This is a genomic window from Zoogloea sp. (assembly GCF_044344315.1).
In the GTDB taxonomy this organism is placed as follows: domain Bacteria; phylum Pseudomonadota; class Gammaproteobacteria; order Burkholderiales; family Rhodocyclaceae; genus Zoogloea.
The window spans coordinates 1-24026 of sequence record NZ_JBIJDC010000042.1 but is presented as its reverse complement, the minus strand read 5'-3'; the positions used below and the strand labels follow the sequence as shown (position 1 = coordinate 24026).

General features: G+C 60.5%; 33 protein-coding genes and 1 pseudogene. 5 read left to right on the top strand and 29 right to left on the bottom strand.

All coding sequences use genetic code 11. The annotated features are described in order from the left end of the window. Nucleotides 1-8 precede the first annotated feature (8 nt). The 3 genes from ACIQ09_RS11035 to ACIQ09_RS11025 form a co-directional block, all read right to left on the bottom strand. Nucleotides 9-467: a papain fold toxin domain-containing protein gene (locus ACIQ09_RS11035; protein WP_398309243.1), complete on the bottom strand. Its 459-nt coding sequence runs from the start codon at nucleotides 465-467 to the stop codon at nucleotides 9-11. After that, a complete protein-coding gene (locus ACIQ09_RS11030; RefSeq protein WP_398309240.1) occupies nucleotides 464-739 on the bottom strand; it encodes a hypothetical protein in 276 nt (91 codons plus the stop codon). The genes ACIQ09_RS11035 and ACIQ09_RS11030 overlap by 4 nt, the downstream gene beginning before the upstream one ends. A 186-nt stretch (nucleotides 740-925) precedes the next feature. Further along, nucleotides 926-1309 carry a hypothetical protein gene (locus ACIQ09_RS11025; protein ID WP_398309237.1) on the bottom strand — a complete coding sequence of 128 codons (384 nt, stop codon included), beginning with the start codon at nucleotides 1307-1309 and terminating at the stop codon, nucleotides 926-928. 123 nt (nucleotides 1310-1432) lie between these two features. Between ACIQ09_RS11025 and ACIQ09_RS11020 the strand changes: the two genes are divergently transcribed. Together ACIQ09_RS11020 and ACIQ09_RS11015 are read left to right on the top strand one after the other, a co-directional pair. Next, nucleotides 1433-1780: a phage integrase N-terminal SAM-like domain-containing protein gene (locus tag ACIQ09_RS11020; protein WP_398309234.1), complete on the top strand. Its 348-nt coding sequence runs from the start codon at nucleotides 1433-1435 to the stop codon at nucleotides 1778-1780. 157 nt (nucleotides 1781-1937) lie between these two features. Continuing rightward, nucleotides 1938-2723 carry a response regulator gene (locus tag ACIQ09_RS11015; RefSeq protein ID WP_398309231.1) on the top strand — a complete coding sequence of 262 codons (786 nt, stop codon included), beginning with the start codon at nucleotides 1938-1940 and terminating at the stop codon, nucleotides 2721-2723. Nucleotides 2724-3051: 328 nt separating this feature from the next. Here ACIQ09_RS11015 and ACIQ09_RS11010 read toward each other — a convergent pair whose 3' ends face one another. The 20 genes from ACIQ09_RS11010 to ACIQ09_RS10915 form a co-directional block, all read right to left on the bottom strand. Then, nucleotides 3052-3363 (bottom strand): hypothetical protein, encoded by a 312-nt coding sequence (locus tag ACIQ09_RS11010; RefSeq protein ID WP_398309228.1) that lies wholly within the window; start codon nucleotides 3361-3363, stop codon nucleotides 3052-3054. Next, nucleotides 3315-4862 (bottom strand): IS66 family transposase, encoded by a 1548-nt coding sequence (gene tnpC, locus ACIQ09_RS11005; protein WP_398309225.1) that lies wholly within the window; start codon nucleotides 4860-4862, stop codon nucleotides 3315-3317. The genes ACIQ09_RS11010 and tnpC overlap by 49 nt, the downstream gene beginning before the upstream one ends. A 55-nt stretch (nucleotides 4863-4917) precedes the next feature. After that, nucleotides 4918-5265, bottom strand: coding sequence for an IS66 family insertion sequence element accessory protein TnpB (gene tnpB, locus ACIQ09_RS11000; RefSeq protein WP_398309222.1), 348 nt, complete (start codon nucleotides 5263-5265; stop codon nucleotides 4918-4920). Next, nucleotides 5262-5642 (bottom strand): IS66-like element accessory protein TnpA, encoded by a 381-nt coding sequence (tnpA, locus tag ACIQ09_RS10995; RefSeq protein ID WP_398309219.1) that lies wholly within the window; start codon nucleotides 5640-5642, stop codon nucleotides 5262-5264. The genes tnpB and tnpA overlap by 4 nt, the downstream gene beginning before the upstream one ends. Nucleotides 5643-6232: 590 nt before the next feature. Then, the gene (locus tag ACIQ09_RS10990; RefSeq protein ID WP_398309216.1) at nucleotides 6233-6604 is read right to left on the bottom strand and encodes a hypothetical protein; all 372 of its coding nucleotides are present in this window, start codon (nucleotides 6602-6604) and stop codon (nucleotides 6233-6235) included. Between the two features lie 74 nt (nucleotides 6605-6678). Next, nucleotides 6679-7299 (bottom strand): hypothetical protein, encoded by a 621-nt coding sequence (locus ACIQ09_RS10985; RefSeq protein WP_398309213.1) that lies wholly within the window; start codon nucleotides 7297-7299, stop codon nucleotides 6679-6681. 61 nt (nucleotides 7300-7360) lie between these two features. After that, nucleotides 7361-7783, bottom strand: a complete 423-nt coding sequence (locus tag ACIQ09_RS10980; protein ID WP_398309210.1) for a DUF4375 domain-containing protein — start codon at nucleotides 7781-7783, stop codon at nucleotides 7361-7363. 69 nt (nucleotides 7784-7852) lie between these two features. Beyond that, a complete protein-coding gene (locus tag ACIQ09_RS10975; protein ID WP_398309207.1) occupies nucleotides 7853-8098 on the bottom strand; it encodes a CPCC family cysteine-rich protein in 246 nt (81 codons plus the stop codon). 78 nt (nucleotides 8099-8176) lie between these two features. Further along, on the bottom strand, nucleotides 8177-8602 hold the full coding sequence (locus ACIQ09_RS10970) for a hypothetical protein (protein ID WP_398309204.1): 426 nt from the start codon (nucleotides 8600-8602) through the stop codon (nucleotides 8177-8179). Nucleotides 8603-8681: 79 nt separating this feature from the next. Further along, a complete protein-coding gene (locus ACIQ09_RS10965) occupies nucleotides 8682-9029 on the bottom strand; it encodes a hypothetical protein (protein ID WP_398309201.1) in 348 nt (115 codons plus the stop codon). Between the two features lie 90 nt (nucleotides 9030-9119). After that, the gene (locus ACIQ09_RS10960; RefSeq protein ID WP_398309198.1) at nucleotides 9120-9428 is read right to left on the bottom strand and encodes a hypothetical protein; all 309 of its coding nucleotides are present in this window, start codon (nucleotides 9426-9428) and stop codon (nucleotides 9120-9122) included. A gap of 78 nt (nucleotides 9429-9506) precedes the next feature. Then, on the bottom strand, nucleotides 9507-9893 hold the full coding sequence (locus ACIQ09_RS10955) for a hypothetical protein (RefSeq protein WP_398309195.1): 387 nt from the start codon (nucleotides 9891-9893) through the stop codon (nucleotides 9507-9509). Between the two features lie 572 nt (nucleotides 9894-10465). Continuing rightward, nucleotides 10466-10900 carry a DUF695 domain-containing protein gene (locus ACIQ09_RS10950; RefSeq protein WP_398309192.1) on the bottom strand — a complete coding sequence of 145 codons (435 nt, stop codon included), beginning with the start codon at nucleotides 10898-10900 and terminating at the stop codon, nucleotides 10466-10468. A gap of 118 nt (nucleotides 10901-11018) precedes the next feature. Further along, entirely contained in the window at nucleotides 11019-11315 is a 297-nt protein-coding gene (locus ACIQ09_RS10945) for a DUF3144 domain-containing protein (RefSeq protein WP_398309189.1), read from the bottom strand. Between the two features lie 92 nt (nucleotides 11316-11407). Next, nucleotides 11408-11842, bottom strand: coding sequence for a hypothetical protein (locus ACIQ09_RS10940; RefSeq protein WP_398309186.1), 435 nt, complete (start codon nucleotides 11840-11842; stop codon nucleotides 11408-11410). Nucleotides 11843-11871: 29 nt separating this feature from the next. Next, complete coding sequence (locus ACIQ09_RS10935; protein WP_296572783.1) at nucleotides 11872-12222, bottom strand: hypothetical protein; 351 nt, start codon at nucleotides 12220-12222, stop codon at nucleotides 11872-11874. Nucleotides 12223-12542: 320 nt separating this feature from the next. Continuing rightward, nucleotides 12543-12977 (bottom strand): hypothetical protein, encoded by a 435-nt coding sequence (locus ACIQ09_RS10930; protein WP_398309183.1) that lies wholly within the window; start codon nucleotides 12975-12977, stop codon nucleotides 12543-12545. 72 nt (nucleotides 12978-13049) lie between these two features. Further along, nucleotides 13050-13436: a hypothetical protein gene (locus ACIQ09_RS10925; RefSeq protein ID WP_398309180.1), complete on the bottom strand. Its 387-nt coding sequence runs from the start codon at nucleotides 13434-13436 to the stop codon at nucleotides 13050-13052. A gap of 273 nt (nucleotides 13437-13709) precedes the next feature. Continuing rightward, nucleotides 13710-14291 carry a restriction endonuclease gene (locus ACIQ09_RS10920; protein WP_398309177.1) on the bottom strand — a complete coding sequence of 194 codons (582 nt, stop codon included), beginning with the start codon at nucleotides 14289-14291 and terminating at the stop codon, nucleotides 13710-13712. A 169-nt stretch (nucleotides 14292-14460) separates the two neighbouring features. Then, nucleotides 14461-15081: a hypothetical protein gene (locus ACIQ09_RS10915; protein ID WP_398309174.1), complete on the bottom strand. Its 621-nt coding sequence runs from the start codon at nucleotides 15079-15081 to the stop codon at nucleotides 14461-14463. A gap of 243 nt (nucleotides 15082-15324) precedes the next feature. Here ACIQ09_RS10915 and ACIQ09_RS10910 point away from each other — a divergent pair, with 243 nt between their 5' ends. The 3 genes and pseudogenes from ACIQ09_RS10910 (at nucleotide 15325) to ACIQ09_RS10900 (ending at nucleotide 16755) form a co-directional block, all read left to right on the top strand. Beyond that, entirely contained in the window at nucleotides 15325-15618 is a 294-nt protein-coding gene (locus ACIQ09_RS10910) for a helix-turn-helix transcriptional regulator (protein WP_398309171.1), read from the top strand. Further along, nucleotides 15618-15944, top strand: a pseudogene (locus ACIQ09_RS10905) (HipA N-terminal domain-containing protein); the annotation flags it as partial. The gene ACIQ09_RS10910 and the pseudogene ACIQ09_RS10905, both read left to right, overlap by 1 nt. Further along, nucleotides 15919-16755, top strand: coding sequence for a HipA domain-containing protein (locus ACIQ09_RS10900; protein WP_398309273.1), 837 nt, complete (start codon nucleotides 15919-15921; stop codon nucleotides 16753-16755). The pseudogene ACIQ09_RS10905 and the gene ACIQ09_RS10900, both read left to right, overlap by 26 nt. Nucleotides 16756-16780: 25 nt before the next feature. On the opposite strand, the gene ACIQ09_RS10895 is transcribed toward ACIQ09_RS10900, so the two are convergent. From ACIQ09_RS10895 to ACIQ09_RS10870, 6 genes are all read right to left on the bottom strand, one after another. Next, the gene (locus ACIQ09_RS10895) at nucleotides 16781-17197 is read right to left on the bottom strand and encodes a biopolymer transporter ExbD (protein WP_296407274.1); all 417 of its coding nucleotides are present in this window, start codon (nucleotides 17195-17197) and stop codon (nucleotides 16781-16783) included. A 3-nt stretch (nucleotides 17198-17200) separates the two neighbouring features. Continuing rightward, a complete protein-coding gene (locus tag ACIQ09_RS10890) occupies nucleotides 17201-17920 on the bottom strand; it encodes a MotA/TolQ/ExbB proton channel family protein (protein WP_374502407.1) in 720 nt (239 codons plus the stop codon). Between the two features lie 3 nt (nucleotides 17921-17923). Continuing rightward, nucleotides 17924-18595 (bottom strand): energy transducer TonB, encoded by a 672-nt coding sequence (locus tag ACIQ09_RS10885; RefSeq protein WP_398309166.1) that lies wholly within the window; start codon nucleotides 18593-18595, stop codon nucleotides 17924-17926. Next, nucleotides 18588-19850, bottom strand: coding sequence for a PepSY-associated TM helix domain-containing protein (locus tag ACIQ09_RS10880; RefSeq protein ID WP_398309163.1), 1263 nt, complete (start codon nucleotides 19848-19850; stop codon nucleotides 18588-18590). Before ACIQ09_RS10880 ends, ACIQ09_RS10885 begins: the two co-directional genes overlap by 8 nt. 18 nt (nucleotides 19851-19868) lie before the next feature. Beyond that, nucleotides 19869-22103 (bottom strand): TonB-dependent siderophore receptor, encoded by a 2235-nt coding sequence (locus ACIQ09_RS10875; RefSeq protein ID WP_398309160.1) that lies wholly within the window; start codon nucleotides 22101-22103, stop codon nucleotides 19869-19871. 372 nt (nucleotides 22104-22475) lie between these two features. Continuing rightward, the gene (locus ACIQ09_RS10870; RefSeq protein WP_398309157.1) at nucleotides 22476-23486 is read right to left on the bottom strand and encodes an alpha/beta hydrolase family esterase; all 1011 of its coding nucleotides are present in this window, start codon (nucleotides 23484-23486) and stop codon (nucleotides 22476-22478) included. Nucleotides 23487-24026: the final 540 nt, after the last annotated feature.

Sequence of the window (24026 nt, the reverse complement as noted above, 5' to 3'; positions counted from 1 at the left end):
GCCTGCGCTCAGAACGGCTCGATTTCCTCGACATCGAAGGTGCCGATATCGCAAGCGAAGGAGTTTTCCCAAGCGCTTCGTGAAATACCTTGTTGAAAAATGTTGTCATAGACAAGGCCCCCTACGAGGACACCAAAGTGCTGGCCACTGGTTGCGATGGCCTCATCCTTGTCAGCCGTGAATGGCAGCAGAAATGTGGGATCCTTCATCACGATATACCCCCGACCGCCTCGCGTTTTGAGACGTAGGACGCATCCCTTCTTTCCCAGTGTTGCAAGTACTTCTCTCAATTCTGTTGCGCACTCTCTGCATCTACGGATGCCGTGCTTCTTTGTCACGCTCAGCGCTAGAGCAGCGATATCTGATTTTGATGTGGTCATGGAAGTACCTCTTTGGCAAATGCGGTGCTTAGGCTTGCAGATAGGTGCGCAGGCTGATGAATGTTGCCACAGTTGCAGATCGGTCATGGCGCGCCCATTCCGGGCGAAAGATTCGAATGATTTTCGACGTACCACCGTGGTACTTGACGCATTGCATAGCTTTGCAGGGCATCTAGATGAGACTGGCTGGCTACTTGAAAGTACCCAGGAAAATGAATGGCGAAGTGGCCTTGTTCGATGTGCTCGATAAAATACTTGGTGCCATCTACTGAGATGTAGCCGCCGCGGCCTAGGTACTCTACAGATAAGTTGACATCGTTGATCACTACGTTGTTGGCTGGAGGGATGGGCTTATCCATAGGCCTGAACTTGCGCTTTCTGGGATTTAAGTCTTGCGGGTGTGGCTGATGGCCTAACGTTTGACGTGAGGGGCCGCGTAGCGGCGAAGCCGCGAAGGGAACCCACAAGCGCAGCTAGTGGGCGGTCCCCCTCGACGGAATTGTTAGACGCCACGCTTTCAGGCCCGAAGCGTGAAAGCTAAGTTTTCATGATGGTGTGCTGGGAAGCCAATCGTGCCCATGATTGTGGGTGCCGCCAGAATATTGGCACCAACCATGACAAATTTGCACAGCTTCACAATCACTCAGTCTCCATTGGGTCTGAATTGCCGCTGATACCTCCAGCTTTTTGACTGGCCTGATAAGCAAAGATCTATTCTCAACATCTACTGTCTCAAGCAAATATTCATCTGATTCAACAGGGAAATGGCTATGAAGAAGCGAGACCCCAAATCGGTCTAAAGCACCATGTTTGACTAAAACGTCCCGAATTTCGCGAAGGCACTCGGAATCCTTGTAAGAGAGACGCTCAACTTGATGAATATCTTTTGCGCTTGACCATTGCATAGGTTGAACAACAATTTTTTCCATCTGACTCTCCATCTGTGAAAAGGTATGGCAAATGGGTGACGTTGCCGTTGCGCCTAACGTGACGTAGACGACATCTGACGCCTTACACGACTCTCACCTAAGCGACTGAAATGTGCTAAGTTGATGTATATAAAAACAGTTTTTGCGGAGTTTTGCGTCATGATGTCGTCTACCCTTCTTGCGGCTCCCCCCTCGTCGCCCCGCTTGCTGGATCAGGTTCGGGAGTGGATCAGGGCCAAGCATTACAGACTGAGAACCGAGCAGGCTTATGTGAGATGGATTAAACGCTACATCTTCTTTCATGACAAGCGGCACCCGCTGGACATGAGCAAGGTGGAGGTGGAGGCATTTTTGGGGGCGCTGGCTGTAGAGCGCAACGTGAGTGCCACCACGCAAACCCAGGCCCAGGTATCGCAGAGGGAAATCCTGGTGCGGGATGGCAAGAGCCAGGAGGACCGGGTCACCATTTGATCCGGCTCAAGTTTGCCGAACGCTGCGAGAGGAGAATGTGAGCATTGTCGATGGGTGATTGCGGGAGATATCCGAAACCCGTTCTGTTTCGGCCGATTTCGGCGTATTGATGCATCGTGTCTGTGGGGTTGTCGTTCATGAGGATAGATTTGCCAGCATGTCAATCCGTTTGAAAGGATGTTCGTTCATCGTCGCCGATGCCAATTCGCAGATACGGTCGATATTAGCGACGATGGTGGCCCGCGAGGGTGCGCGCGTGCTGGCCAGCTTGCGTACGCCAACGGAAGCGTTGGCGACAGTCGGGCGCCTCCAGCCCGATATCGCGATATTCGATCTGCACCTTATGGAGGCGTCGATACCCGACGCCCTTCGTACGTTGATCGCCGACAACCCCGAGACCGCCGTCGTGGTGATGGGGCTGGATGGTCAAAGGGGGGCGGCAAGGACGGCGATGGACTGCGGTGCGCTCGGCTATATACGCAAGCCATTGAACGAGGCAAACATACTGACGGCGCTCCTCCAGGTGAAGGCCATCATGGCGTTCCGAAAGAGCCGGCAGGCAGTGCCCAAAAGTGAGGGGCCGCAACACCGTGCGGTTATCGTCGACTGTGATGTGCTGGCGCGGGGCCTCTTGCGCGTCATCCTCGAAGACAACGGTTTCGAGGTAGTGGCCGAGGCGGCTTCGGGATTCGAAGGGCTCATGGCCGTCGAACGTCACGAGGCCGATTTCGTCTGCCTGGCTGTCGATCTGCCGGAGATCGACGGTTTGAATACCGTCGCCTGCCTGCGCGCCGTGCATCCTGATCTGCCCGTGCTCATGGTGACAGCCCATGCAGACCGGGAAACGGTCAGTGCGGCCATCAGGGGCGGCGTTCACGATTACGTTATCAAGCCCTTTGAGGCGGAGCGTGTGATTGCCGCCGTCAGGAAAGCCTTGGCCTGATCAGTTGTCCGACAAGTGGCGGAGGACGACATCCTCGGCTGCCGTCTGTTCTTTCTGTGACAGGCCGGTGTGTCCCGCGAATGTCCCCCCCCTTCTTCCAGCCAGAACTTCGCCTCTCCGCCCGAGTGTGCGACGCGAACATGCATGCTCGGCTCTTCAGGTAAAAACCCCCATCCTCCGTTGGGCCCATGGCTGAACCGGAAGCTGGCCATTCGCGCGGGGCGGCGCTCAGTAGATCTCCCGCGTCTCCAGAAACTTGATGTCCGGAAACCGTTCCTGGGCCATCTGCAGGTTAACCGTAAGCGTCCTAGCCTCGCCGTCTTGACGCCTACTTCCCATGTGGGGCATTGATCTCGTCGATGAAGTTGCCCTCCTGGAGTGCGCAGGCAATCGCCGCGTCGAGCCGGAGCAACAGATCAGCGAGAGATTCACCAGGACGGCGCTTGAGCATGGCCAGTGCGTTGTCCGCGTCGGCAGCGATGGCAACGCCGCCGACGGGATGCAGGATACCGAGGGTGATCTCGCCTTCTTCGAAAAAGGCCTCGAGGTGGGGCAGGTGCAGGTCCGCGATGCGGGCGGGTTCGGAGACTTTCAGGCGGCCTTTTGCGGGGCGGCCTGAAGTGCGCTGGCGACGTTCCATGGCAATAACTCTTCGACGCGATTGACCGGGTGATTGGCAATCCGGGCAATGACATGCCGCAGATAGGCTTCGGGATCGAGGCCGTTGAGCTTGGCCGAGCCGATCAGGCTATAGATGCTGGCAGCGCGCTCGCCGCCCGCATCCGAGCCGGCGAAGAGAAAGTTCTTGCGACCGATCGCGACCGTCCGCAACGCCCGTTCGGCCGCGTTGTTGTCGATCTCGATGCGCCCATCGGTGCTGTAGAGAACGAGCGCTTCCCAGCGCACCAGCGCATAGCGGATGGCCTCCGCAAGGGTCGACTTCTGGGACAGCCCCAGGAGCGTGGCGTCGAGCCACTCGCGCAACGTCCGCAGGGCGGGTCCTGCCCGAGCCTGCCGCTCAGCCTGGCGGAGAGCCGCCGGTTTGCCGCGGATGTCCGCCTCGATGGCGTACAGCGTGCCGATGCGCTGAAGGGCCTCGGCGGCCAGGGGTGAGGCCTGTGCCTTGTGCAGATCGTAGAACTTGCGCCGTACGTGCGCCCAGCAGGCGGCTTCCCGGATCGTGCCCGTCGCGTAGAGCGGGCCGAAACCGGCGTAGGCATCGGCCTGCAGAATGCCCGCGAAGGCTTTGAGGTGCCCCTGGGGATGTTCGCCGCGCCGATTCGGCGAGTAGGCGAACCAGACCGCCGGCGCTGCCGTGTCGCCCGCCGGGCGATCGTCCCGCACATAGGTCCACAGCCGTCCGGTGCGGGTCTGCCCTTCGCCGGGGGCGAGGACCGGCACGGGCGTATCGTCCGCGTGCAGCTTGTTAGCCGACAGCACATAAGCCTGCAGGGCCGCAACCAGGGGGCGCAGCAGTTCGTGGCATTGGCCGACCCAACCGGCCAGCGTCGAGCGCTCCAGCGCCACGCCTTCGCGCTCGTAGATACCGCTCTGCCGATAGAGCGGCAGATGGTCCGCGTACTTGGCCACCAGCACGTGGGCCAGGAGGCCCGCCCCGGCCAGACCGCGGGCAATCGGACGCGTCGGCGCCGCCTGCTGGACGATGGCATCGCAGCGGGTGCAGGCGAGCTTGGGTCGCACGTGGCGGATCACCCGGAAACTGGCCGGCACGTAGTCGAGCACTTCGCTGACGTCCTCACCCAGGGACGTGAGTGCGCCGCCGCACTCCGGGCAGGCGCAGGCCAGTGGCCGGTGCTCAACGGTTTCCCGCGGCAGATGCGCGGGCAGCGGCTTGCGGCTCGGCCGGTGCGGCGGCTCAGCGGGGCGCTCGGGCGCGCTCGCTGCAGCACTCCGTTCGGCGCGAACGCTCTCGAGCTCCTCCAGCGACAGTTCGAGCTGCCCGAGCATCTGTTCGCGCTGCTCGGAGCGGCGCCCGAACTGCATCCGGCGCAGCTTGGCGATCAGGAGGGTGAGCCGCTCGATCTCGGTGTCCCGATTCGCCAACTGTGCCTGCTGGGCGAGCACGAGCGCCTGCAGGGCAGCGATGTCGGTGGGCAGGGAGAGGGGCGACGGGGGCATGGACGCAGTTTACGCGACCTGACCTGCGGTGAACAGAGGGAGAAGCCCTCCTGTCTCAGGCGCTGTGTCGGGGACGGGCCGTGTGGCGGGGCCGACGCCAGTCGATGCCTTCGAGCAGCATCGAGAGCTGGGCGGCTGTCAGATGCACCGCACCGTCGCTCGCCTGCGGCCACACGAAATGACCACTTTCGAGCCGCTTGGCGAGCAGGCACAGACCGTCGCCGTCCCACCACAGGAGTTTGATCCGGTCGCCCTTGCGTCCCCGAAAGACGAACACCTGGCCCGAGAAGGGATCGGCGCCCAGACGCTCCTGGACGAGCGCGGCCAGACCGTCGAAGCCCCGGCGCATGTCGGTCGCCCCCGCGGCGAGCCACACCTGCAGGCCCCCGGGCCAGCCGATCATCGGCGCAGACCCGCGATGAGTGCGCTCACGACGGCGGGGTCTACCCGGCCCCGGAGGGTAATGCGCGCACCGCCCAGTTCGACATCGACAACGCCGTCGTATGCTCCCGGGGACGCAGAGAGCGCGTGAGCGGCCGGCGAGACCTGGACGGGCAGGAAAGCGGCCCGAGGCGGGGGAGCCTCCTGCCGGGCGCGCTCGATCCATTTGCGCAGAAGGTTGGCATTGACGCCATGTGCGAGGGCGACGGCGGCCACCGACGCGCCGGGTTCAGCGCAGCGCGCCACGATCCGGGCCTTCTCTTCGAGGCTGCGGCGCTGGTAACGGCCGCGCCGCTGAAGGCCGCTCTCAATGCTTTGAGGGCTTTGAGTCTCCTGCATGGTGTCCACCTTTCAAATGGTGGACACCTTCTCAAATTCAGCGGGACTCAAACAAGACGGCGCAGACCGGACGATTACGATACATCGCAATCGACGAACTCTCTATAGGGTGGAACATTTGGTTTGGACATTGCAAGCCTAACGTTCAAGGTCAGGGACGCTGCGCGGCTTTATCGCGCAGCGTCCAGCGACCGAGGGGAGCGAGGTTGAGCGCCGGGTTGGGCGTACTCAATTCAATCTCCATTGGTACATTTCCTTGAAATCCTCAAAACATGACTTGCATACCCAATAGGTTTCCTCACTATCGGCCCACCCCTCGTGTTGGATGTCTTGGCCTTCGATATCAGAGATTTTCTGCGAACAGAACTCGCAATGATCGTGGTCCCAGTGCGGACGTGTTTTCGTCCACTTTTTCAGCGACCATCTGTACTGGCTATAGAAGGACGGCTCCTTGCCAAAATTTAATCGCCAATCATCTCTATCAATCGTCATGAGCTTGGCCCAGACATGCCCAAAATCGAAGTTCATCGGACGGCAAAAGCGCAGCTTTTGACGGTCCGCTGGAATGCCCTTTTAGGGCATTTTGTGGATTAAAAATCATATTCTGTTTTGATATTTTCTTCGTGGATGGTTTCTTTCATGGCGTAGCCAGGCTCTACGTAACCGCCTAGCCCTTCAACGGATTTGCCATCCGCAAAATATGCTTTTAGGGTGTACGCATTTTCACCGCCTGGGAAGAACGCGAGAGTCTGCATTTGTCCGGGGCCCAGATTACATATCTGAACACGACCTCTTTCATGTGTGAGAACAACTTTCTCTATGTTCTTGGTAGTGGCGTTCTGTACTTCGACAACGACTGCATTCACCCCCGGGCGGGCCGCTGACTGAAACAGAATGCCAACGATGAACCCCGTGACTAGGAGCACTAAGCCCAGCAGAGTTCGGAGAATCCAGCGTTTCACTTGCCTAGCCCTAACGTGCTAACTCAGCGGACGGCGGACAGCAAAGCTGGCTGACGGCCCACTGGAGCTGAATGTTATGCGGCACATAGTGCCCCCAGTTTATTAATCACTTTGTCGTACTGAGCCGTCACCAGCCCAATGGAGGGGTGGTAGCGGAAGCCGGAATGCTCGTGGCTCGCCGCACCAAGTGCGCGCTTAGCGTGAGCACCAGCAACTTCAGTTTCTCCAGAAGCTGCTGCAATCAGTGCGTGCGCGGCATGCCAACGAAAGTGGTCAACGGGAAACATTAAGCGAGACCCATGCTGATTTAGCAGTTCCTTGGCGCGGTTGTAATGCTTCCCAATACCGCGAGTAGCGATCAAATATGGAAGATCGAGATACGCCTGGGTTCTTAAATTTGGAAAAACCGATTCTCTAGCCAGGGCTGCTTCGTAGGCAGCCATCGCGTCCTCAATACGACCAAGAACCAGAAGTGCCGTAGCTTGATCAACATAAGCTTGGGCATGATCGAAATCGTCGTGCAGTTGGAAATAGCGCTCAAGTAGCTTTAGGGCGACTATTGGGTGAGAGTGGGCCAGCGTGTTCCCTTGGATACGGAGGTATTGCTCTTTTTTCCGTGCCCGGCTAAGCCTATCATCGAACTCTCGCTCGATGGCCTCGTTCCAAGTGGTGTTGCGGAACCAGTCAGCGCTCATTGTTTTGCCGCATAAAGTTCAAATTCTGCGGCCACCGAAGGCGGCCCGCTGGAATGCAGGGTTAGTCATCAACGGCGTTGCCCTTGAGGTAGCTCGCGAGTCGTGAAACAAGATGCTCCTCGTCGCGATAGAACTCCTGTTCGAGCGCGCCAAATCGGGCAACGTCTCTGATTTTCTCAAGCATCTCTTGCCGCAACCTGCGATCAGCAGGTGGCGTAGCCGATGGAAATTCGCTGTTGGCTGCCGCGAGCAATGATGCCGTGTTTGGTGCGCCGATGGCTTCGAGTGAGGAAACAGTCTGAATAGCCAACTCGCCAGCGGAGTTGAAGTAGTACTGATCAAATCCACCGTTGTTGACTTCGGCTTCCAATGTCCATATGCCGACTCCTACCAATTCAAGCGGGCTCAGCTCAGCGCTGCCCTCGGAAATGAACTTTGAAATCCACGGATCAATCAGCTCAAGCACGAAGTCGAGATCTTTCATGATGGCTAACGTGGAACTAACCCGACTGCGCGGCTTTTCGCGCAGGTCGGGTTGAGCGCAGGGTTAGAACTAGATGGAGCGAGCAGCATAGCGATATTTTTCGCGCTCAGGCGTTGCGATGACATTTGCTTTGAATTTTTCCTCACAAGCACCAAACATAAGGAAGTTTTTGCGACCATCGTAAAGCGAGAGGCCATGATTTGCGCCTGATGGCTCATAAGGCTCCCAAAAACAGACAGGACAAATTTCATAGTCATTGCCATCCGGGATGGTGAAGTAATCGCAGCAGTCACATTGAGCAAGCGGTTCGGACATGCGAGTTCTAACGTCAAAGCTCAGCGGACGGCGAAGCCGTCCGCTGCAGCGAAGGGTTCGGCGTCGCGCTTGATCTGCTCATGCGTTCTTCGCCTTTTCCAGAATTCCGCTGGCCAGTCTGGAATCCAGCATGATCGAGAACCTCGTGAAGTCGTGCGCGGCTTCAGGTGCGACATACATCTGATCGCCAAAGTGCTCTGCGTAGTCTTCGAGGTACAGCCCGTTGTCTCCGTAGTACTTGCTGGCAAACGAATTGCCTTCGTCGTTCAGATCCTCATCCGTGAACTTGCCATCGCAATACTTGAAGAAGAACTCCGTGGCAGACGACCGCCCGTCCACCACGTGCGTGACAGCATCTGGCTCTTCTTCGGTGTGCAACTCGCCAGCCCAGCCTCTAGCGAAGCACCATTTTAGAAAGAGTGCGATGTGGGTACCGCCATGCTCGATTGGTTGGTCGGCCGGGAAGTCTCCCCCGTAGTGCCAACTTGCATCGTCGTACTTCATGCTCCTCCTTGTGACGCCGAACACCTGAATTAAGCCGCGCCGCGAAGTGGCGTCGGCTTGAATGAATTGTTAGGCATGCTCACGCAGACCAACAATAAAGCGGACTGCCGAACACACCATGCGCTCCAAGTTTGCTCTGGTCTGTGCCCCAGAAGCAATAGAACTGATCCTGCTCAGGCCGGTACACCAACCAATACCCAGATGAGTTGTGAGCAATGCATTGACCGGAAATGGCGTTGCCAACGGCCACATCAGGAAAGCCTGGAGGCATGACTGTTGCAGTGAGCGGAAAGGGTATACAGGTATGCTCCCGGATGTCTGCGGCCAGACCAGACAGATATGCCTGTGCATCAACGCCAGCGCTGATAAAGACACCAGAGGTATCTCCCAAGGCGACTTCCAGTTTTGTCAGCAGCGGATCACTCACAAGCACACCTAACGTTGTAGGTAAGGGGCGCTGCGCGAAGCTCTATCGCGCAGCGCCCAGCGACCATAGGGAGCGGCCTTGACCGGGATGTTAGGCAGCATGTGTGCTCCCGAACACCTGCGAATACCAGTACGAGTTGGTGTCAGCAAACCATGATGAATTTGCTTGGTTTGCAAACTGAGCGAGTTCATTCATGTTGCCCTGATAGCGTTGATAAAGGGCGAGGAGTTCTCGAAGGCTCTGAACGGAGAGCCTTTTGGAACGAAGGCGAATATGAAGCTCATGGCCATAGCCTCTAACCGAAACGACGCCGGAAATAGATTGTAGCCACGAGAAAAACGCGGCTTCATCACCGGCGGAGAAGTAGCGCATAGGTGCCTGCCAGATGAGCATGGCCATAAGATGCCTAACGTTGAAAATCACCGGGCGGAGGCAAGCGCAGCTTGCCGGAGGTCCGGTGGATTGTGATGTTGGGCGTCATAGTTCGGCCTCCTTGATTTCGGTGCCACGCTCCCAAGGCGCAATGGTTTCTGGGCATGGCAATGGCGCTCCGCCTTCGTGGTGCCAATACAGCTCCAACTCCACGACTTGCCCGGGCGAGCCATAAACAATTACACCAACTTGTTTGTTGTCGGGCGAGAGCCCGAGGCCATCTGCGATTAGCTTGGTGTTTGTATTTGGATGTGTTCCTTCGGGCAAAAAACCGACGCTAGCGCAGCCGCAATCACATTTGGAATGAACCATCAACCCAGACAGTAATTCACTGGAAATCCTTGGGGCATCTGAAGCAGGTGCACGAGAAAGAATGGCCTGCAGCACGGCAAGCTCAGCATCTAAGAGGTGGCGAGGAACGATGTAGCTCATGACGCCCAACGTTTAGCTTGAGGGGCGGCCCGGTGCCGCAGGCGACGGGGAACTGAGAAGCGCAGCTTCTCGGCCGTCCCCTCGAAGCGATGGTTAGGCGACATGGTTAGACTCTCTTTGGTGCGGGTCTGTTGAAACCCTCTCAACAGCCCACTTATAACGTTCGGCCAGACGAACAGCGGCCCGTAGTGCCTGGGCTCGCCAGTAATTCTCAGCGGTCCGAATCTCGATGTCTTCCCGGACTAGCGCATGAGCGGCCCACTTCTCTCTGACAGGGCCAACGGGGAGATGGTCGGTCTCGGATTCGATGGTGCGAAACAAGATGAACTCTGGCTCATTCTCGACTTTGGTCCAGACCGCGAGCGAGTAAAGTGCCCTTGCCGTTTCAATTACTCCCATTCGACAGTCGATGAGATCCTGGGCGCGAGCATGTATCTTCCGGCAGTGCTTACGCCACTGAGGTTCGTTCGTGATGCCATCGGGCATGGGGAGTGAGGGCGTCATTTGTCGCCTAACTTTGAAGCTGAGCCGCGAGCGGCGGCCTGCCGACGCGAGTCGGCTCAAGCGACTGGTCAGGCAGCGCTGAAGTCATCAATGAGGTCTCGAAGTTCGGACCAAGCTTCGTCTTCGTAGAACTTGATTTCGATTGGATGTCTGGGATGACCGGCAACATGGCTGTTGAACTCCTTGAGGAAGCGATCTCGATCGGCGATGTAGAACACATATTCCCTTAGCCCAGCGCCAACTCGGCGATAAGCCTCAATGTAGAACTCCGGCCGCTCGATCTGCGCCAGGGCTCCCTCAAGCCGCAGCATTTGCTGATTCTCTGCCGCGCTGGGCATGCCATTGTTGCCAGATCCATCGTATTCCCATCGCACCACTGTCAGCCACGGAGTGGCGCGTCGTGCATCCTCTTCCGGCATCTCGGGAACATATGTCCACAGGATCGGCAGCCCGTCCTTCTCTGTTCTAACTATGCGCACCGATGGTGTTGTGCCTGTGTTCATTGCTTATTGACTGAAGACGTGGAAGTACGCGCGTGATTCTTGCGATGCCAAACGTGGAGCTAAGGGGCGTGCCGAAGGCGCGTCCCAGCGACCAAAGGGAGCGAACTTGAGCGCAGGGTTATGCATCTTGGTCCACCTGCATATATGACTGGAAGTTATTGATGTAGTCATCCATGTTTTCATTAAGTATCTTGCGATACTCCACCACGAAATACTCAATGGTTTCTTCTTTTGCGGTGGCCATTTCTTCAGCACTGTGCCAGCCACACGCGCTCACCCAAGAGTTAAATCTTGCGGTGGCGTACATCATTGATGCACTGACCTTGCCCTTTGTTACATCATCAGAAATCTGGTCGTTCGAGAGATGAATGTGTGCATCTGCTCGTTCATAGAACTTGTCATCTGGATTCTGCACAAAACTCTCCTGATGCATAACGTGGAAGTAACCGGCGCTGCGCGGCTTTATCGCGCAGCGCCCGAGTTGACTGCCGGGTTATGTTGAATTTTCTAGTTGGCATATTCGTATGTGATGTACCACTTTTCGTCGATTTGTTTGAAACCCATCTGGTACGGTTGCAATCCTGTTGGGTGTTCGTCGAGTGATGGATATAGCGGAGCCAGCGCCTTTGCAGAATAAATATAGCCCTTTCGATGGCTGGAATAGTTTCGGCTGCTCGGAAACACCATAATCCCCTCCGAAATTGGGTCGACGCCAATACCGTCAGCCTCGACCTTGGCTAATAGCCCCAAACAAGCGGTATTGCTTTTGGTGACGTAATGCCGCCACAGTATTTTGTTTTTTTCGATATGGCAGTCAGCACCTGTAACAAGCGCAGAGAAATATTCTTTCTTGCTCTCGTAGAGGCCCTGCATCTTGGCATCAGTCTGTGGCCCCGAACATCCGGTGAGTGCTACAAGAAAGATAGTGGCAGCGTAGCGCATAGGCCTTTCGTTGCAACATAACGTTTGACTTAAGCGGCGCCGTCAGGCGTCTGCTTGAAGGAGGGGTTAGAGCGTACGCCTGCCCCAACACCCAACGGATCGATGACAACCTTTCCCTCAAACCTTGGATCAGCGACCTTCACTCTTCCGACTTGAAGGAGTCTTTGGATTTTCTCAAAAGCTTCATCGCGCCGCCCGGATGAACAGTTTTGCGAATTCACAAAGAAAAGCAGTTGGTCTCCCGGAATGAACTGCTCCAACAGGGCATCGACTCGAACGCGATTCAACTCGTTTCCCTCCGCAAGATGCACGTACTCAGCAGGACCGAGGTCGCCATAAAAAAGACGCTGCATCAGGCTGGTGATCTGGCGTTTGTCCATGCGCTCTAACGTGAAGTAGACGACATTTGACGCCTCCGGCGTCTTACACGACTGTCGCCTAAGCTGCCATACGCCTTCAAACCATTGAATCCAAACACCCTCTTATCTGCCTCATCGCCCATCTTGTCGTCTACCTCTCCTGCATCCGCCTGCTACCCCAAGGTCATGCCGATACTCACACCTTGGCCGCCGTTTTCCTATGAACTGGTTCACTCGACCTGGGCGCGTACCCGACAGCAGAGGTGTAGGGAGATCCGATGGACGCCCCCCGCCCGGCAAGGCGCCATCACCCAGGCTGGCATCTCCCGCACCACCTCCAGCTACTCACCCCCGGTCAGCGCCTGAAGCTGCTGGTTCGTATAGAAACGCAGGCTGACGATTTCGGACATGTTTCCGGGGGCGAAGGATTTGGGAAAGGAGAGCACCGGGCCATATACGTAGCCCTGCAGCCCCTCGCCGGCGTTGCCGAATGAAGACAGGCTCTTGATGACGGTCAGGCGGTATCCCTTGCCGGCGTAGAACAGGGTGCCGCCATCGGCGGGGAGGGGGGCCTGTTCATCGAGTGCTGCGTTCTTGGGCTTCTTGCCCTGCAATACCCGCTCGAAGTCTTCCGAGGCCTGGGTGATGATCTCCCGCTGTGCGGGCGAGAGCGTGTCCAGCTCGACGCCCTGGAAGGGGCCGGACGGCAATGCGGTGCCCGCAAGCGCGGAGCCCGCCAGGAGGATGAGTGCCAGTGTTACTGCGTGCCGAAGCATCGATGAATCTCCATTAAGGGTCTTAAATTTATAGGCGCCGGGGGCGCCATGGCCTGCCCTGACGTAACAGCATCAGACACTGCCGCCCCCACGAAAAATTAGATTAACCAAAGAAAGGAAAAATATGTAGCCGATAGAAAAACACAGTATTCGTATGACCCACACAACAGAACTCAACATCAAAAACGCAGGCTTAAACCTTCGATCCTCTAAAGCCAACCGTGACAGACACCCAAGAGCCATAGGCTGAAAACCAAGCCGTCTCTTCTCTCTGTCAAACAAATTAATTGCCGCTATAAAAACAACCCCTCCCAAGGCTGTCGCCACCCCCACGGCAATTACAGAAAAAATATAATATTTGTTATAAACAGCGTCACCAATTGCATTAAAAAATAGCGGCAACAACACTCCAAAAACACACCCCGAAAATAGAGAAAAAGGAAATTTATCTTTACCCATTTTCAAATCTAGCCTATCAGAGTGATGCAAAGCCCATCTCGCCGAGCTTTCGCTCGTAGGATGCCTCGGAACGGGGCACACACTCGGACAAGGGCCTATCGATGGGACGGTCGGCCCGGCACCTGGCACAGCCGCGCAGCCGGCCATCAAGCACGTCAGCGCCAATATCGAGGTCGACCGGGGTGTGAGTGTGCAAGCCATGTAGGTATCCAGAGCACTTGAATGCCTTAAGCATACACATAGCGCCATGCAGGCAGAAGAAGCCGGTGCAGCCTACCCCGCCCCCCGCATCCCCAAACTCTGCTTACACACCGGATAGCGCTGGCAGCCCCAGAAGTCCGCCTTTCCGCCCCGGCCTTTCACGGCCCGCATCTTTACCCCACAACTCGGGCAGCTTGGTGTGCGGTAGTCGCCTGCAGTGGCAAAGGCCAGCAGCGTGTCACGGGCGGGCTCTGGAAGACGGTTGATCATCATGAGAAACATCTCTCCATCGATCAGGGTGATGCGATTGGCCTTGGCAAAGTCCTTGGCCTCGTCGGAGTACTTGCCGCTGGTCATGAAGAAGGCTTTGACGATCTTCTCGTGGGTCATCACACCCAGCAGTTCGCGCACGGGCTTCACGCCGACGAAGCGCTCGCCCCAGGCCTTGCCCTGGACGATGGAGGTGGCCTTGCCGGAGTCGTCCCGGAAGAGGCGGATGTCGATGCCTCCATCCGGGCCCAGCGCGGTGGTTTCGCTGCGGATACCTTTTGATTCGTAGAACTGCTGGCAGACGTCCTCGAAGCGCTTCCACTCGATGTCACGGATCAGCTCGATGCTCCAGGCGGCGGGCTTGGCTGCACTGGGCGAAGACACCGCGTTTTCCTGCACCGGCAAGTCCGCAAACCCTTGAGGCTCCCGCCGCTCATTGACGGCGGATAGGCGATTTTCAGCGCCAGATCCAAATGCCTTTCCGTCATATCGCCAGGCGACATTCTAGATCGACAATGTCATCAACCCGATCTGTTGCGCCCCCCCTTGCGCCTCACCCCACCCGATCCGCATTCAGAAACGCAATCAAGGCCTGAAACCCCGCCTTCGCCTGCCCCGACGGGTCCACGATGCTGTGGCTGAAGTACCGCTCCACGTTGGCCGCCGTGATGGCGGTGTTGAGGGGGTCATAGGTCGCCCCGCCGGCGCCCCCGGCCGTGTGGCCCATCATGCGGACCAGGGCGATCTGGCTGATGCCGGCCGCGGCGGCGGTGTTGCCGCTGGCCACGGCCTTGTCATACAGCGCCTTTTCGGCCGAGCTGAGATTGGCCATGGTGTTCACCAGCCCGGTGGCCTTTTGCATGTAGTCCAGTTCGTCAGCGGTGAGCTTTTCGGGTGGCTTGCCCTGGGTGGCGATCTCGGCAAGGCGCTTGTCATGGGTGAACAGGTAGGCCTGATCGGCTTCACTGCGGTTGATCGGCCCACGGGCGCGGATGGATGCCAGCTTTGCTTCGACGGAGGCGTCGCCCTCGGCAGCCAATGCGGCCCGGGCGGCGGATGAGATGTGGACCGGGTCGGCAGATTCTGCCGCCGCGGCGGGCGAAACATGCCGCAAGGATGATGCCCGCTCCATGGCGTGGGCAAAATAGGTGGCGGAAACGGGCTGGATGTTCATGACTGGCCTCCGGTGTGGTTCCGGTGGGGATGGAGGCAGATTGCGTGCCAGCGTGTGTCGAGCGACGGGCTCATGACACCGCTGTCATGAGGCAATGACGCTCTCCCTCAACGCCGTGGTGGAGTCCTGGCAGGCGTAATTGACGGTTCCCTGGGCGGAACGATCTATCCGCCTACTGCGGAAGGCGTATTCTTGAATCCAGTGCTCGCGCTACATATAATCCCATTGAAATAGGAGAATAAAATGGCACGGCGCGTCGTTCCCACAGCCTTCCCCACCGCCCCCCAGCTCAGGACGTGCGACGAGCTCGGCGCGGCCGTTCGTGCGGCCCGCACCGCCAGCGGGCGCACCCTTGAAGAGGCTGCGCTGGCGGTGAGCATTGCCAAGCAGACACTGGGCGACCTTGAGGCAGGCAAGCCGACGGTGGGGCTGGGGATTGCGCTGCGGGTGGCACAGGCCCTCGGCGTGAGCCTCTTCATTGCCCCCGCGGGCGAGGCGGAGCAGATTGCGCAGCTTATCCATGAGGCGCGCGGCTGATGGAGCTCGACGTTCTGCTGAATGGAGAAGTTGCCGGCACGCTGAGCTACACGGCCAGCACCCATCGCTATGCCTTCCGTTACAGCCCGGCTTGGCTGTCGCGCAAGGATCGCTACGCCCTCGGCCCGACACTGCCGCTTGAACTGGCCGTGGTGGCACACGGTGCTGAGGCGGCGGTTCAAGAGCAGCACAGCGCTGCGGTGCGCCAGTTCTTCGAGAACCTGCTGCCCGAAGGGCAGGCGCTTGACGATGCGGCGAGCACGCACAGGCTCTCGAAGGGCAACCTGATGGGGCTTCTGGCTGCGCTGGGCGGGGAGACTGCCGGGGCGCTTCAGCTGCGCCAGCCCGGAACGGAGTTGGCGCCCGTGGCCGAGATCCGCCGGGCTCACCGGCAACGAGTTCTTCTGCATGCGCCTTGCCCATTGGGCAAAGCTGCCCGTGGCCGAGGTCGCCCTCGTGCGGGTGCCCGAGCCGGTGCTGGTAGTGAAGCGCTTCGACCGGGAGCACAGGCCCGGGCGCGTGGTGCGCCGACACATCATCGATGGCTGCCAGGCATTGGGCCTGTCGTCGGCACTCAAGTACGAGAGGCCTTACGGCGACGCCCGCGACGTGCGTGATCTACGCGACGGGGCATCGCTGCCGATGCTCTTTGCGCTCCTCGCGCGCAGCCCTCGACCCGTCGCAGAGCGCCTTGCACTGCTGCGCTGGACGCTCTTTCAGGTGCTCATCGGCAATACCGATGCCCATGCAAAGAACCTCTCCTTTTACGTGACACGGGAAGGGCTCTCGCTTGCACCCGCCTACGATCTCGTGTGTGGGATCGCCTTCAATGGAGAAAGACTCCTCGACACCTACGCCCTGGCCATCGGCGATGCGTTTCAGGCGCGGGAGCTCTCTCCCTTCGAATGGGCCCATTTCGCCCACGCCTGCGCACTACCCTTCCGTCAGCTAAGCACCGAGCTGTTCCGCATGGCCGGGCGTGTGCACGAAGCGCTCCCGAAAGCCTGCGACGATGCGCGGCATGCCGGGGTGGAGCTGGCGCAGATTGAGCAAATACAAGGGCTGATTGCTGCCGAGTGCGAGCGCCAGGCAGAGATGGCCCCTGCAGTGGCAAAGGTCGCCCCCTCGCTTTACTGAGCCACACCCGCGAAACCCCTATCGATCAGGACGCCGGGTCGGATATGAAACCGATCCGCACCAGCCCCGCCTTGGCGGCGGCGGCCATCACCCTGGCCACCACGTCGTAGCGCACATTGCGGTCGGCGCGGATATGCACTTCCGGCTGGGGCTCCCGGGCGGCTTCGGCGGCGAAGCGCGCGGGCAGGGCGTCGAGGGCAACGGCTTCGCCGTTCCAGAAGAGCTCGCCGTTCTCGCGGATGCCAAACTCGATATGCTCCGGCCGGGTGATGTTCGGGCTGCTGGAGGCCTTGGGCAGCTCGATCTTGACCGAGTGGGTGAGCAGGGGCGCGGTGACGATGAAGATCACCAGCAGCACGAGCATGACGTCCACCAGCGGGACCACGTTCATGTCGGCCATGGGCATCTTGCCCCGGTAGCGGTTGAAGTCTCCCCGGGCCATGGCTCAGCTCCGCTGGGCGGCAGCGGGCGCCACCGGCTTGCCATTGCCGCCCTTCACGGTAAGCAGCACGTACAGGTCGTGGGCGAAGGACTCCAGGCGGGACAGCCACATGCGGTTGCGCCGGTTGAAGGCGTTGTAGGCCAGCACGGCGGGGATGGCCACGGCCAGGCCGAGGGCGGTCATGATCAGGGCCTCCCCCACGGGGCCAGCCACCTTGTCCAGGGTGCCCTGCCCCGACAGGCCGATCTGCACCAGGGCGTGGTAGATGCCCCACACGGTGCCGAACAGGCCCACATAGGGCGAAGCCGACCCGGCTGAGGCCAGCACGGTGAGGCCATATTCCGAGGCCGCCGCCTCCCGGTCCACCTCGTTGTTGAGGGTGCGCGTGAGGTATTCGGTCATGCCCCCGGCCACGGCGAGGTTGTCCTTGCCGCTGTCGGCCATGGCGTCGAGGGCGCGCTGGACCAGGGAGGCGAAGGCGTTGTCGGCGGGCTGGGCGCGCAGGCTGGCTTCCACCTCGGCAAGGGACGCGGCCTGCCAGAAGTGCCTGAGAAAGGCGTCGGCCTTGCGTTGGGCCAGGGCATTGGCGACGAAGCGGGTGACGATGAGATACCAGCTCGCCACCGAGAGCAGCAGCAGGGTGCCCAGCACCGCCTTGCCGACCCCGTCGGTTTGCGTCAGAAAGTGGGCAAAGCCCAGGCCATCGATGGCACTCGGTTCCATGAATCAGTTTCCGTTGAGGATGAAATTGAAGGGCTGCAGGGCCACCGCCCGCACGGGCTGGCCGTTGCGGCTGGCCGGCGTGCAGCGCCAGGTGCGTACCGCCGCCAGGGCAGCATCGTCCAGCCGGGAGTGCCCACTGCTGCGCTCGACGCGGGCATGGGCCACGCTCCCGGATTCGTTCAGCTCGACGCGGAGGAGGACAACGCCGGTCTCGCCCAGGCGGCGCGACGGGGCCGGATAGGCGGGCGCTGCGCGCTCGGGGCAGGCCACGGAGAGCTCGGACGACAGGGACACGGGCCCGGCGGGCAGCGGCGTGGCCGGCGGCTTCGCCTCGGGCTCGGGTGCGGCCTCGCGAACGGGCTGCGGCGGTGGCGGCGGCGCCACGTGGTCAGTGGGTGCCACCGTCCGCGCTTCGGCCACGATCTGCCGCGGGTGGGGCTTCTCGATGGGTCTGTGCTTTGGCTTGGGCTCGGGTGGGGGCGGCGGACGCTTGGGTTCGACCTTCTTGACGGGCTCGGGGGGCGCCACGAAATTGACGAAGAGGGTCATGGCCTCGTCCGGCGTGGGGATGAGGCGGTGCTGCCACAGGCCCCACAGGGCCGCCCCATGCAGGGCCACCACAAAACCCAGGCCCAGCGCCCGGTCGATGGACAGGAAAGCGCGCTTCTCAGGCATCGGCGGAGACGGCGGCAGAGGGGCTGTTGCGACGCTGCCAGGACAGGGATCGGGCCTTGCGCTTCTTCCACCAGATGTAAACGCCGGTCACCGACAGCATGGCGATCACCAGGCCAAGGGCGCTGACGAAGATGCGATACGGCAGACCGAAGACGTTGGCGTCGTGGAGGGCGATCAGCCAGCTGGTGATGGTGTTGCCGCTGAACTGCCCGGTGGGCAGCAGCACCAGCTTGAGGCTGCCGTCATTGGCATCGAAGAACACCCGGGTCCGGCCCCGCTTGTCCTGGATGTCGCGGCTGCTGCGCACGAAGTAGATGTACACGCCTCTTGTCCGGTCGAGGCGCAAGATGACTGGCTGCTCCACCACAAAGTCGTGCGCTTTTGCCTGCTCGTCCATCAGCCGCTCGCCGATCCGGTTGGCTTCGCGCCAGCCGATGCGGGGCTGATCGACGGGGGCGTCCAGCAGGGGCAGGTCGGTCCAGGGTTCGTGATACGTGAATACCAGGCGCGTGGTGTGGGTGTACACGGTGTCCCACAGGTTCATGTAAACGCTGGACCAGGCGAAGACCAGCAGCACGCCCCACAGCCACAAACCACCGGCCCGGTGCAGATCGAAGTTGAGGCGGTAGGTCGAGGCATTTGTCTTGACCAGCCAGGCGGGTTTCCAGCGTGCCCAGAAGGACCGGGCCGGGGCATCAGGGGTGGCCGCCGTCGATCCGCGCCGGGCGCGGGACGGCAGGGTGAGGTAGAAGCTGGTGAAGCAGTCGATGGTCCACAATAGGGCCGCGATGCCCAGGATCCAGATGCCGGTCTTGTCCAGCGCCAACCCCCAGTGCAGGCGGTAAATGAACTGCATCAGGTTGGTCACGCCGTGGGAGATGACACCGCGCATGCGCCGGGCCAGCTCGTCGCCGGTGTAGGGGTCGAGGTAGATCTGGTCGAAGCCCAGGCTGAAGGGCTGGCCGGTTTGCGGGTCCTTGCGGGGGGAGACCACCGCCATGGTGGCCCCCTGGTTGCCCACGAGGTAGAGCGCATTGACCCGGGCTTCCGGCAGCCGGGCCTCGACCCGTTCGGCCAGTTCGCCGGCCGAGAGCCGCTGCCCGGACGACTGCACCGGATAGAACTCGGGGTTGATGGCCCGCTCAAGCTCCGGAAAGAAGGCCAGCAGGCTGCCGGTGAGCCCGACGACGAGCAGGAAGCCCGCCAGGAGCAAACCGATCCAGCGGTGCAGAAAGAGACAGATGCGACGGGTCATGACGGGTGGTCGGGGTGCTCAGTATTCGAGACGCAGCGACCCGATCACCGTCAGGGGTGCGCCGGGATAGACCCCCAGGCGCGGCGCGACGTTGGAATCCGGGTCGGTCGATTCGTAGTACTTGGTATCGAGCAGGTTGCGCACGTTGAGCTGGGCCGTGGCCCGCGAGCTGCCAAGCTTCCAGCCGCTGTAGGCCACGAAGGCATCCACACGCACATAGCCCGGCAGCTGGGCCGTGTTGGCCAGATCCACCTCGCGCTTGCCCGCCACGAAGGCGCCCATGCCCATGCTGAGGCCCTTGGCGCCCTGGCCGTTCAGGTCATAGCGCACCGACATGCTGCCCGAGTGCTTGGGCACGTTGGCCAGCCGGTTGCCCTTGGTGGGCGATCCGGCGGCGTGATCCTCGATCACCTTGGTCTCGGTATAGGCGTAGCTGGCGATCAGGCTCAGGTAGCGGCTGACGCGGCCGGTGAGATCCAGCTCGATACCCTGGCTGCCCTGCTTGTTGGCGATGCGGTCGTTGGGATCGGCGGTGTTCAGGTCGGCCACCAGGATGTTGTCCTTGGTGAGCTTGTAGGCCGCCAGGGTGCCCAGCAGGCGGGATTCGAAGAGCTGGGCCTTGAGACCGAGCTCATATTGCTCGCCCACCTGGGGATCGAAGGTCCGGCCATTGGCGGCGGGCGCGTTGTTGGCGCCGAAGGACGTGGTCCAGGTGCCGTAGCCCGACAGCGTGGGCGTGAATTCATAGAGCACCCCCAGACGCGGGCTGAAGCCCTGGTCCTTGCGGATCACGGAGGGGGTGGAGTTGAACAGGGCTTCGGTCGCCGCAGAGAAGGTGGTGGCGCGCCCGCGGCCGGTTTCTGCCCAGTCGTAGCGGCCACCCAGCATCAGGTGCAGCTTTTTGCCGATGGTCACCTGATCCTGCACATACACCCCGTGCCACTGGTTGTAGATGTCGCTGCGCGGAAGGGCCGTGGACGAGGTCTTGAGGGTCGAATCGAACACCGACCGGGCGATGCCGTAGCTGGGGCCGGGGTTGAAGATGTCGATGGCCAGCGCCGGGTTGGGCGCCACCCATTGGCCGTCGGAGCCATACAGGTTGTGGGAACGGTAGTAATCGACACCCACCAGCAGATCGTGCCGGGTGCCGGCGATATCCAGCTTGCCGGTGAGGTCGAGGTTGGTGGAGTAAACCTCCTGCTCGCTCCGCTGCTGGAAGATGTTTCGCTGCATGATGCCGGTGGTTTCGTTGAAGGCCTGTGCCGCATTGAAGGCCGGCGCCGGATTCACGAAGGTGTTAACACTGTCGCCGTGGGTGTACAGAAAGCGATGATGGATGGCCCAGTCGGCATTGAGTTTGTGATTGATCTCGGAGCCGATCATCAGGGTGTCCTGGTAGCCCCGCGGCGTGTTCGGGTCTCCCAGGTTGCGGCTGATGGGAATATCGGCCGGGCGCCGACCGATCACCGGAATGCCGAAATCCGCCAGCGCCTTTTTCTTCTGGTATTCGACATCGATGGTGATGTCGGTACCCGGCGCGGGGCGCCAGGTGACGCTGGGGTTGAGCAGCAGGCGGTCCGACGAGACAAAGTCGCGGAACGAATCATTGTCCTGATACGAACCGGAGAAACGGTATTGGAATTCGTTGCCCGGGGTGATCGGGCCACCCGCGTCCCACTGGGTACGATAGAAGGAATACGAGCCGACGCTCTGTTCGATGGAGTAGTAGGGGCTGTCCAGACCGCGCTTGGTGTTGAGGTTGATCAGGCCGCCGGGCTCGGTGCGCCCATAGAGCTGGGCTGGCCCCTTGACCACCTCGATGCTCTCCAGGTTGGCCAGGTCAAAATCGCCCAGGGAGCTGCCCGGCGTGGTCAGCAGGCCGTTGCGGTAGATGTTTCCGGTACGGAAGCCGCGGATCAGATAACCGGACGTCCCCCCCAGGGAAGGCTGGGCGCGCACGCCGCTGACGTTCTCCAGCACGTCCTTGATCGTCGTGGCTTTCTGGTCGTCCATCACCGCACGGGACACCACCTGGATGGACACGGGCGTTTCCATCAGGGGCGTGTCGGTCTTGGTGCCGGATGCCGCCTTGGTCGCGGTATACGGATCGCTCTCCGCCGAGCCCTGCACGTCGATCACCCCCAGCTGCGCCGGCTGGGGGGACGAATTGATTTCGCGGGAATCCTGCGCCTGCAGGCACGAGGATGCAGTAAGGAGAGAGAGGGCAGCTACAGGCGCGCAGAGGGGCTTCACGAGGACCTCGAGAAAAGGGGATTATTGACCCATCGAAATGGAAGCCGCAGGTGCAATGGCGCCAGAACAAATGAACCGAAATGAATCAGCCAATCCGAAGCACTGCACCCACGGACCATGAGGGATATGGCCCGGAATGGTATATCGCCCAATAATCAGGGACATGCGGCATATCACCGCATCCTTTTTCTCGAGATCACCGCTCGAGCATCATCGAATTCCCGCGTCATTGACACAAGACAATTCAATTTGCATTCACTATTTTCTTATATGGTCATACAGGTCGATTCCGGCCCATATGAATAAAGGACTCATTCCCGCAACCAGCCGCGAACGGAATCGGGAATTCCCCCGGCCGGTCCGGAGGCCATTTCAGCGCCCCACCTCCACAAAGAACCCCCAGATCACGTCCGTGGCGTCGATGGCCTGGGATGCGGGTTCCTTGCCGCGGCGTACACGCTCGGTGCCGGGCCAGGAATGGCCACCGCTCTCCGTCACACAAAGCTGCAACTGGGTGCCCGCTGCGCAGCCACTGTAAGCCTCGCAATAGGCCCCTGGCCTCTCCATGGTGCGTACGGGATTCGGGCTGCAGTGATTGCGCATTGCCCAGCGGGCCAGGGTGTCAGGCACCGAGACAAAGCTGAAGACCTTGGATGGATCACGGAAGGCGTCGGGGCCGGCGCCGCCGTTGTAGAGCACATGGGTGTCGTCCTTCGCGTGGATATGCAGCACGGACACAGCGCGGGAAGGGGTGCAGGTGGTGGTGGCGTCGGTGCCGGCCACCGATGCAATGGCGCGGAAGAGGTCGGCGGCGTCGCAGGCCAGGCGGTGGCTCAGCATGCCGCCGTTGGACATGCCGGTGGCGAAGATGCGGGCCGGGTCGATGGGCAGCCTGCTGCGCACATCCGCCACCAGGGCGCGGATGAAGCCCACGTCATCGATGTTCTTGTCCCGGGCATCACCGCAGCACTGGCCGGCGTTCCAGGTGGCAAACCGGCCGCCAGGCAGCTTGCTGTAGCCATTGGGAAAAGCCACCGCAAAGCCTTCCCTGTCGGCCTTGCTCACCCAGCCATAGCGGGCATCGTCGGCCATGTACTCGGCGTGACCACCGCCACCGTGAAAGGCAATGGCGAGGGGCAGCGGCACACCCGGCGCCCGGCGGGCAGGGACGTGCAGCAGATACTTCCGCGTCAGCCCGCCGTGATGCAGGCTGTACTCGGTGGTGCCGGCCGCCATGTCGGCCGGAGCCGGCTCACGGCGCTGCTCGATGCGCTCCCGCAGCCGCTCGCGCAGGCCGGGCCGGTCCACGTCCTGGGCGATAGCGGCCGTGCTGGCCAGAAACAGGATGGCCACCTGGGCGATCCGGCGATGGACGGGGTTCATGAGCAGCCTCTACTTCATGCTTGTGGACGGGATTTGAGTGAGTATCACCGAATCACACAATGGACATGTAGATGGCGGAGTGCACGTGGGGTCGAATTCATTGGCTATGTTCACGTTAGGTATGTAAACCCTGCCCCTGGCAGGCACGCCGGGCTTGGTGAGCCTTGCCGTCCGGGGTGGACGCGCTTTCCAGGCTTTATCCGAATGTCGTTGAGTCGCTCCCTTCGACCTTTAACCGGTGAGCCCTTACGGGCGGCTTTCCGTTGTAATACGTCACATTGGCCGGGTCTCGCCCCGGCGGGCGACCTTCTTCTTTGTTGTACGACAAAGAAGAAGGCAAGAAAGCGTACCCCGCTGTCGCGCCCCCTTCGGGGGTCCCCTCCTTCCGGGCCCGTCAGGCGGGGTCTGCGCAAACTCGCCCTGCGGGCTCAAACATGCGCAGCCCTTTTTCCGCCTGCCGAACCCTCCAGTCGGCGCACCAGAGGGGAAAGGAAATGCAGGTGATCAACGGCCAGTGCCCGACTCAAGTTCCGCAGGGGC

Excerpts from the sequence above, each read along its gene's own strand:
- ACIQ09_RS11035 (WP_398309243.1), bottom strand. The coding sequence starts at position 467 with ATGACCGATCTGCAACTGTGGCAACATTCATCAGCCTGCGCACCTATC.
- ACIQ09_RS11030 (WP_398309240.1), bottom strand. The coding sequence starts at position 739 with ATGGATAAGCCCATCCCTCCAGCCAACAACGTAGTGATCAACGATGTC.
- ACIQ09_RS11025 (WP_398309237.1), bottom strand. The coding sequence starts at position 1,309 with ATGGAAAAAATTGTTGTTCAACCTATGCAATGGTCAAGCGCAAAAGAT.
- ACIQ09_RS11020 (WP_398309234.1), top strand. The coding sequence starts at position 1,433 with ATGTATATAAAAACAGTTTTTGCGGAGTTTTGCGTCATGATGTCGTCT.
- ACIQ09_RS11015 (WP_398309231.1), top strand. The coding sequence starts at position 1,938 with ATGTCAATCCGTTTGAAAGGATGTTCGTTCATCGTCGCCGATGCCAAT.
- ACIQ09_RS11010 (WP_398309228.1), bottom strand. The coding sequence starts at position 3,363 with ATGGAACGTCGCCAGCGCACTTCAGGCCGCCCCGCAAAAGGCCGCCTG.
- tnpC (WP_398309225.1), bottom strand. The coding sequence starts at position 4,862 with ATGCCCCCGTCGCCCCTCTCCCTGCCCACCGACATCGCTGCCCTGCAG.
- tnpB (WP_398309222.1), bottom strand. The coding sequence starts at position 5,265 with ATGATCGGCTGGCCCGGGGGCCTGCAGGTGTGGCTCGCCGCGGGGGCG.
- tnpA (WP_398309219.1), bottom strand. The coding sequence starts at position 5,642 with ATGCAGGAGACTCAAAGCCCTCAAAGCATTGAGAGCGGCCTTCAGCGG.
- ACIQ09_RS10985 (WP_398309213.1), bottom strand. The coding sequence starts at position 7,299 with ATGAGCGCTGACTGGTTCCGCAACACCACTTGGAACGAGGCCATCGAG.
- ACIQ09_RS10980 (WP_398309210.1), bottom strand. The coding sequence starts at position 7,783 with ATGAAAGATCTCGACTTCGTGCTTGAGCTGATTGATCCGTGGATTTCA.
- ACIQ09_RS10975 (WP_398309207.1), bottom strand. The coding sequence starts at position 8,098 with ATGTCCGAACCGCTTGCTCAATGTGACTGCTGCGATTACTTCACCATC.
- ACIQ09_RS10970 (WP_398309204.1), bottom strand. The coding sequence starts at position 8,602 with ATGAAGTACGACGATGCAAGTTGGCACTACGGGGGAGACTTCCCGGCC.
- ACIQ09_RS10960 (WP_398309198.1), bottom strand. The coding sequence starts at position 9,428 with ATGGCCATGCTCATCTGGCAGGCACCTATGCGCTACTTCTCCGCCGGT.
- ACIQ09_RS10955 (WP_398309195.1), bottom strand. The coding sequence starts at position 9,893 with ATGAGCTACATCGTTCCTCGCCACCTCTTAGATGCTGAGCTTGCCGTG.
- ACIQ09_RS10950 (WP_398309192.1), bottom strand. The coding sequence starts at position 10,900 with ATGAACACAGGCACAACACCATCGGTGCGCATAGTTAGAACAGAGAAG.
- ACIQ09_RS10940 (WP_398309186.1), bottom strand. The coding sequence starts at position 11,842 with ATGCGCTACGCTGCCACTATCTTTCTTGTAGCACTCACCGGATGTTCG.
- ACIQ09_RS10935 (WP_296572783.1), bottom strand. The coding sequence starts at position 12,222 with ATGGACAAACGCCAGATCACCAGCCTGATGCAGCGTCTTTTTTATGGC.
- ACIQ09_RS10930 (WP_398309183.1), bottom strand. The coding sequence starts at position 12,977 with ATGCTTCGGCACGCAGTAACACTGGCACTCATCCTCCTGGCGGGCTCC.
- ACIQ09_RS10925 (WP_398309180.1), bottom strand. The coding sequence starts at position 13,436 with ATGGGTAAAGATAAATTTCCTTTTTCTCTATTTTCGGGGTGTGTTTTT.
- ACIQ09_RS10915 (WP_398309174.1), bottom strand. The coding sequence starts at position 15,081 with ATGAACATCCAGCCCGTTTCCGCCACCTATTTTGCCCACGCCATGGAG.
- ACIQ09_RS10910 (WP_398309171.1), top strand. The coding sequence starts at position 15,325 with ATGGCACGGCGCGTCGTTCCCACAGCCTTCCCCACCGCCCCCCAGCTC.
- ACIQ09_RS10895 (WP_296407274.1), bottom strand. The coding sequence starts at position 17,197 with ATGGCCCGGGGAGACTTCAACCGCTACCGGGGCAAGATGCCCATGGCC.
- ACIQ09_RS10890 (WP_374502407.1), bottom strand. The coding sequence starts at position 17,920 with ATGGAACCGAGTGCCATCGATGGCCTGGGCTTTGCCCACTTTCTGACG.
- ACIQ09_RS10885 (WP_398309166.1), bottom strand. The coding sequence starts at position 18,595 with ATGCCTGAGAAGCGCGCTTTCCTGTCCATCGACCGGGCGCTGGGCCTG.
- ACIQ09_RS10880 (WP_398309163.1), bottom strand. The coding sequence starts at position 19,850 with ATGACCCGTCGCATCTGTCTCTTTCTGCACCGCTGGATCGGTTTGCTC.
- ACIQ09_RS10870 (WP_398309157.1), bottom strand. The coding sequence starts at position 23,486 with ATGAACCCCGTCCATCGCCGGATCGCCCAGGTGGCCATCCTGTTTCTG.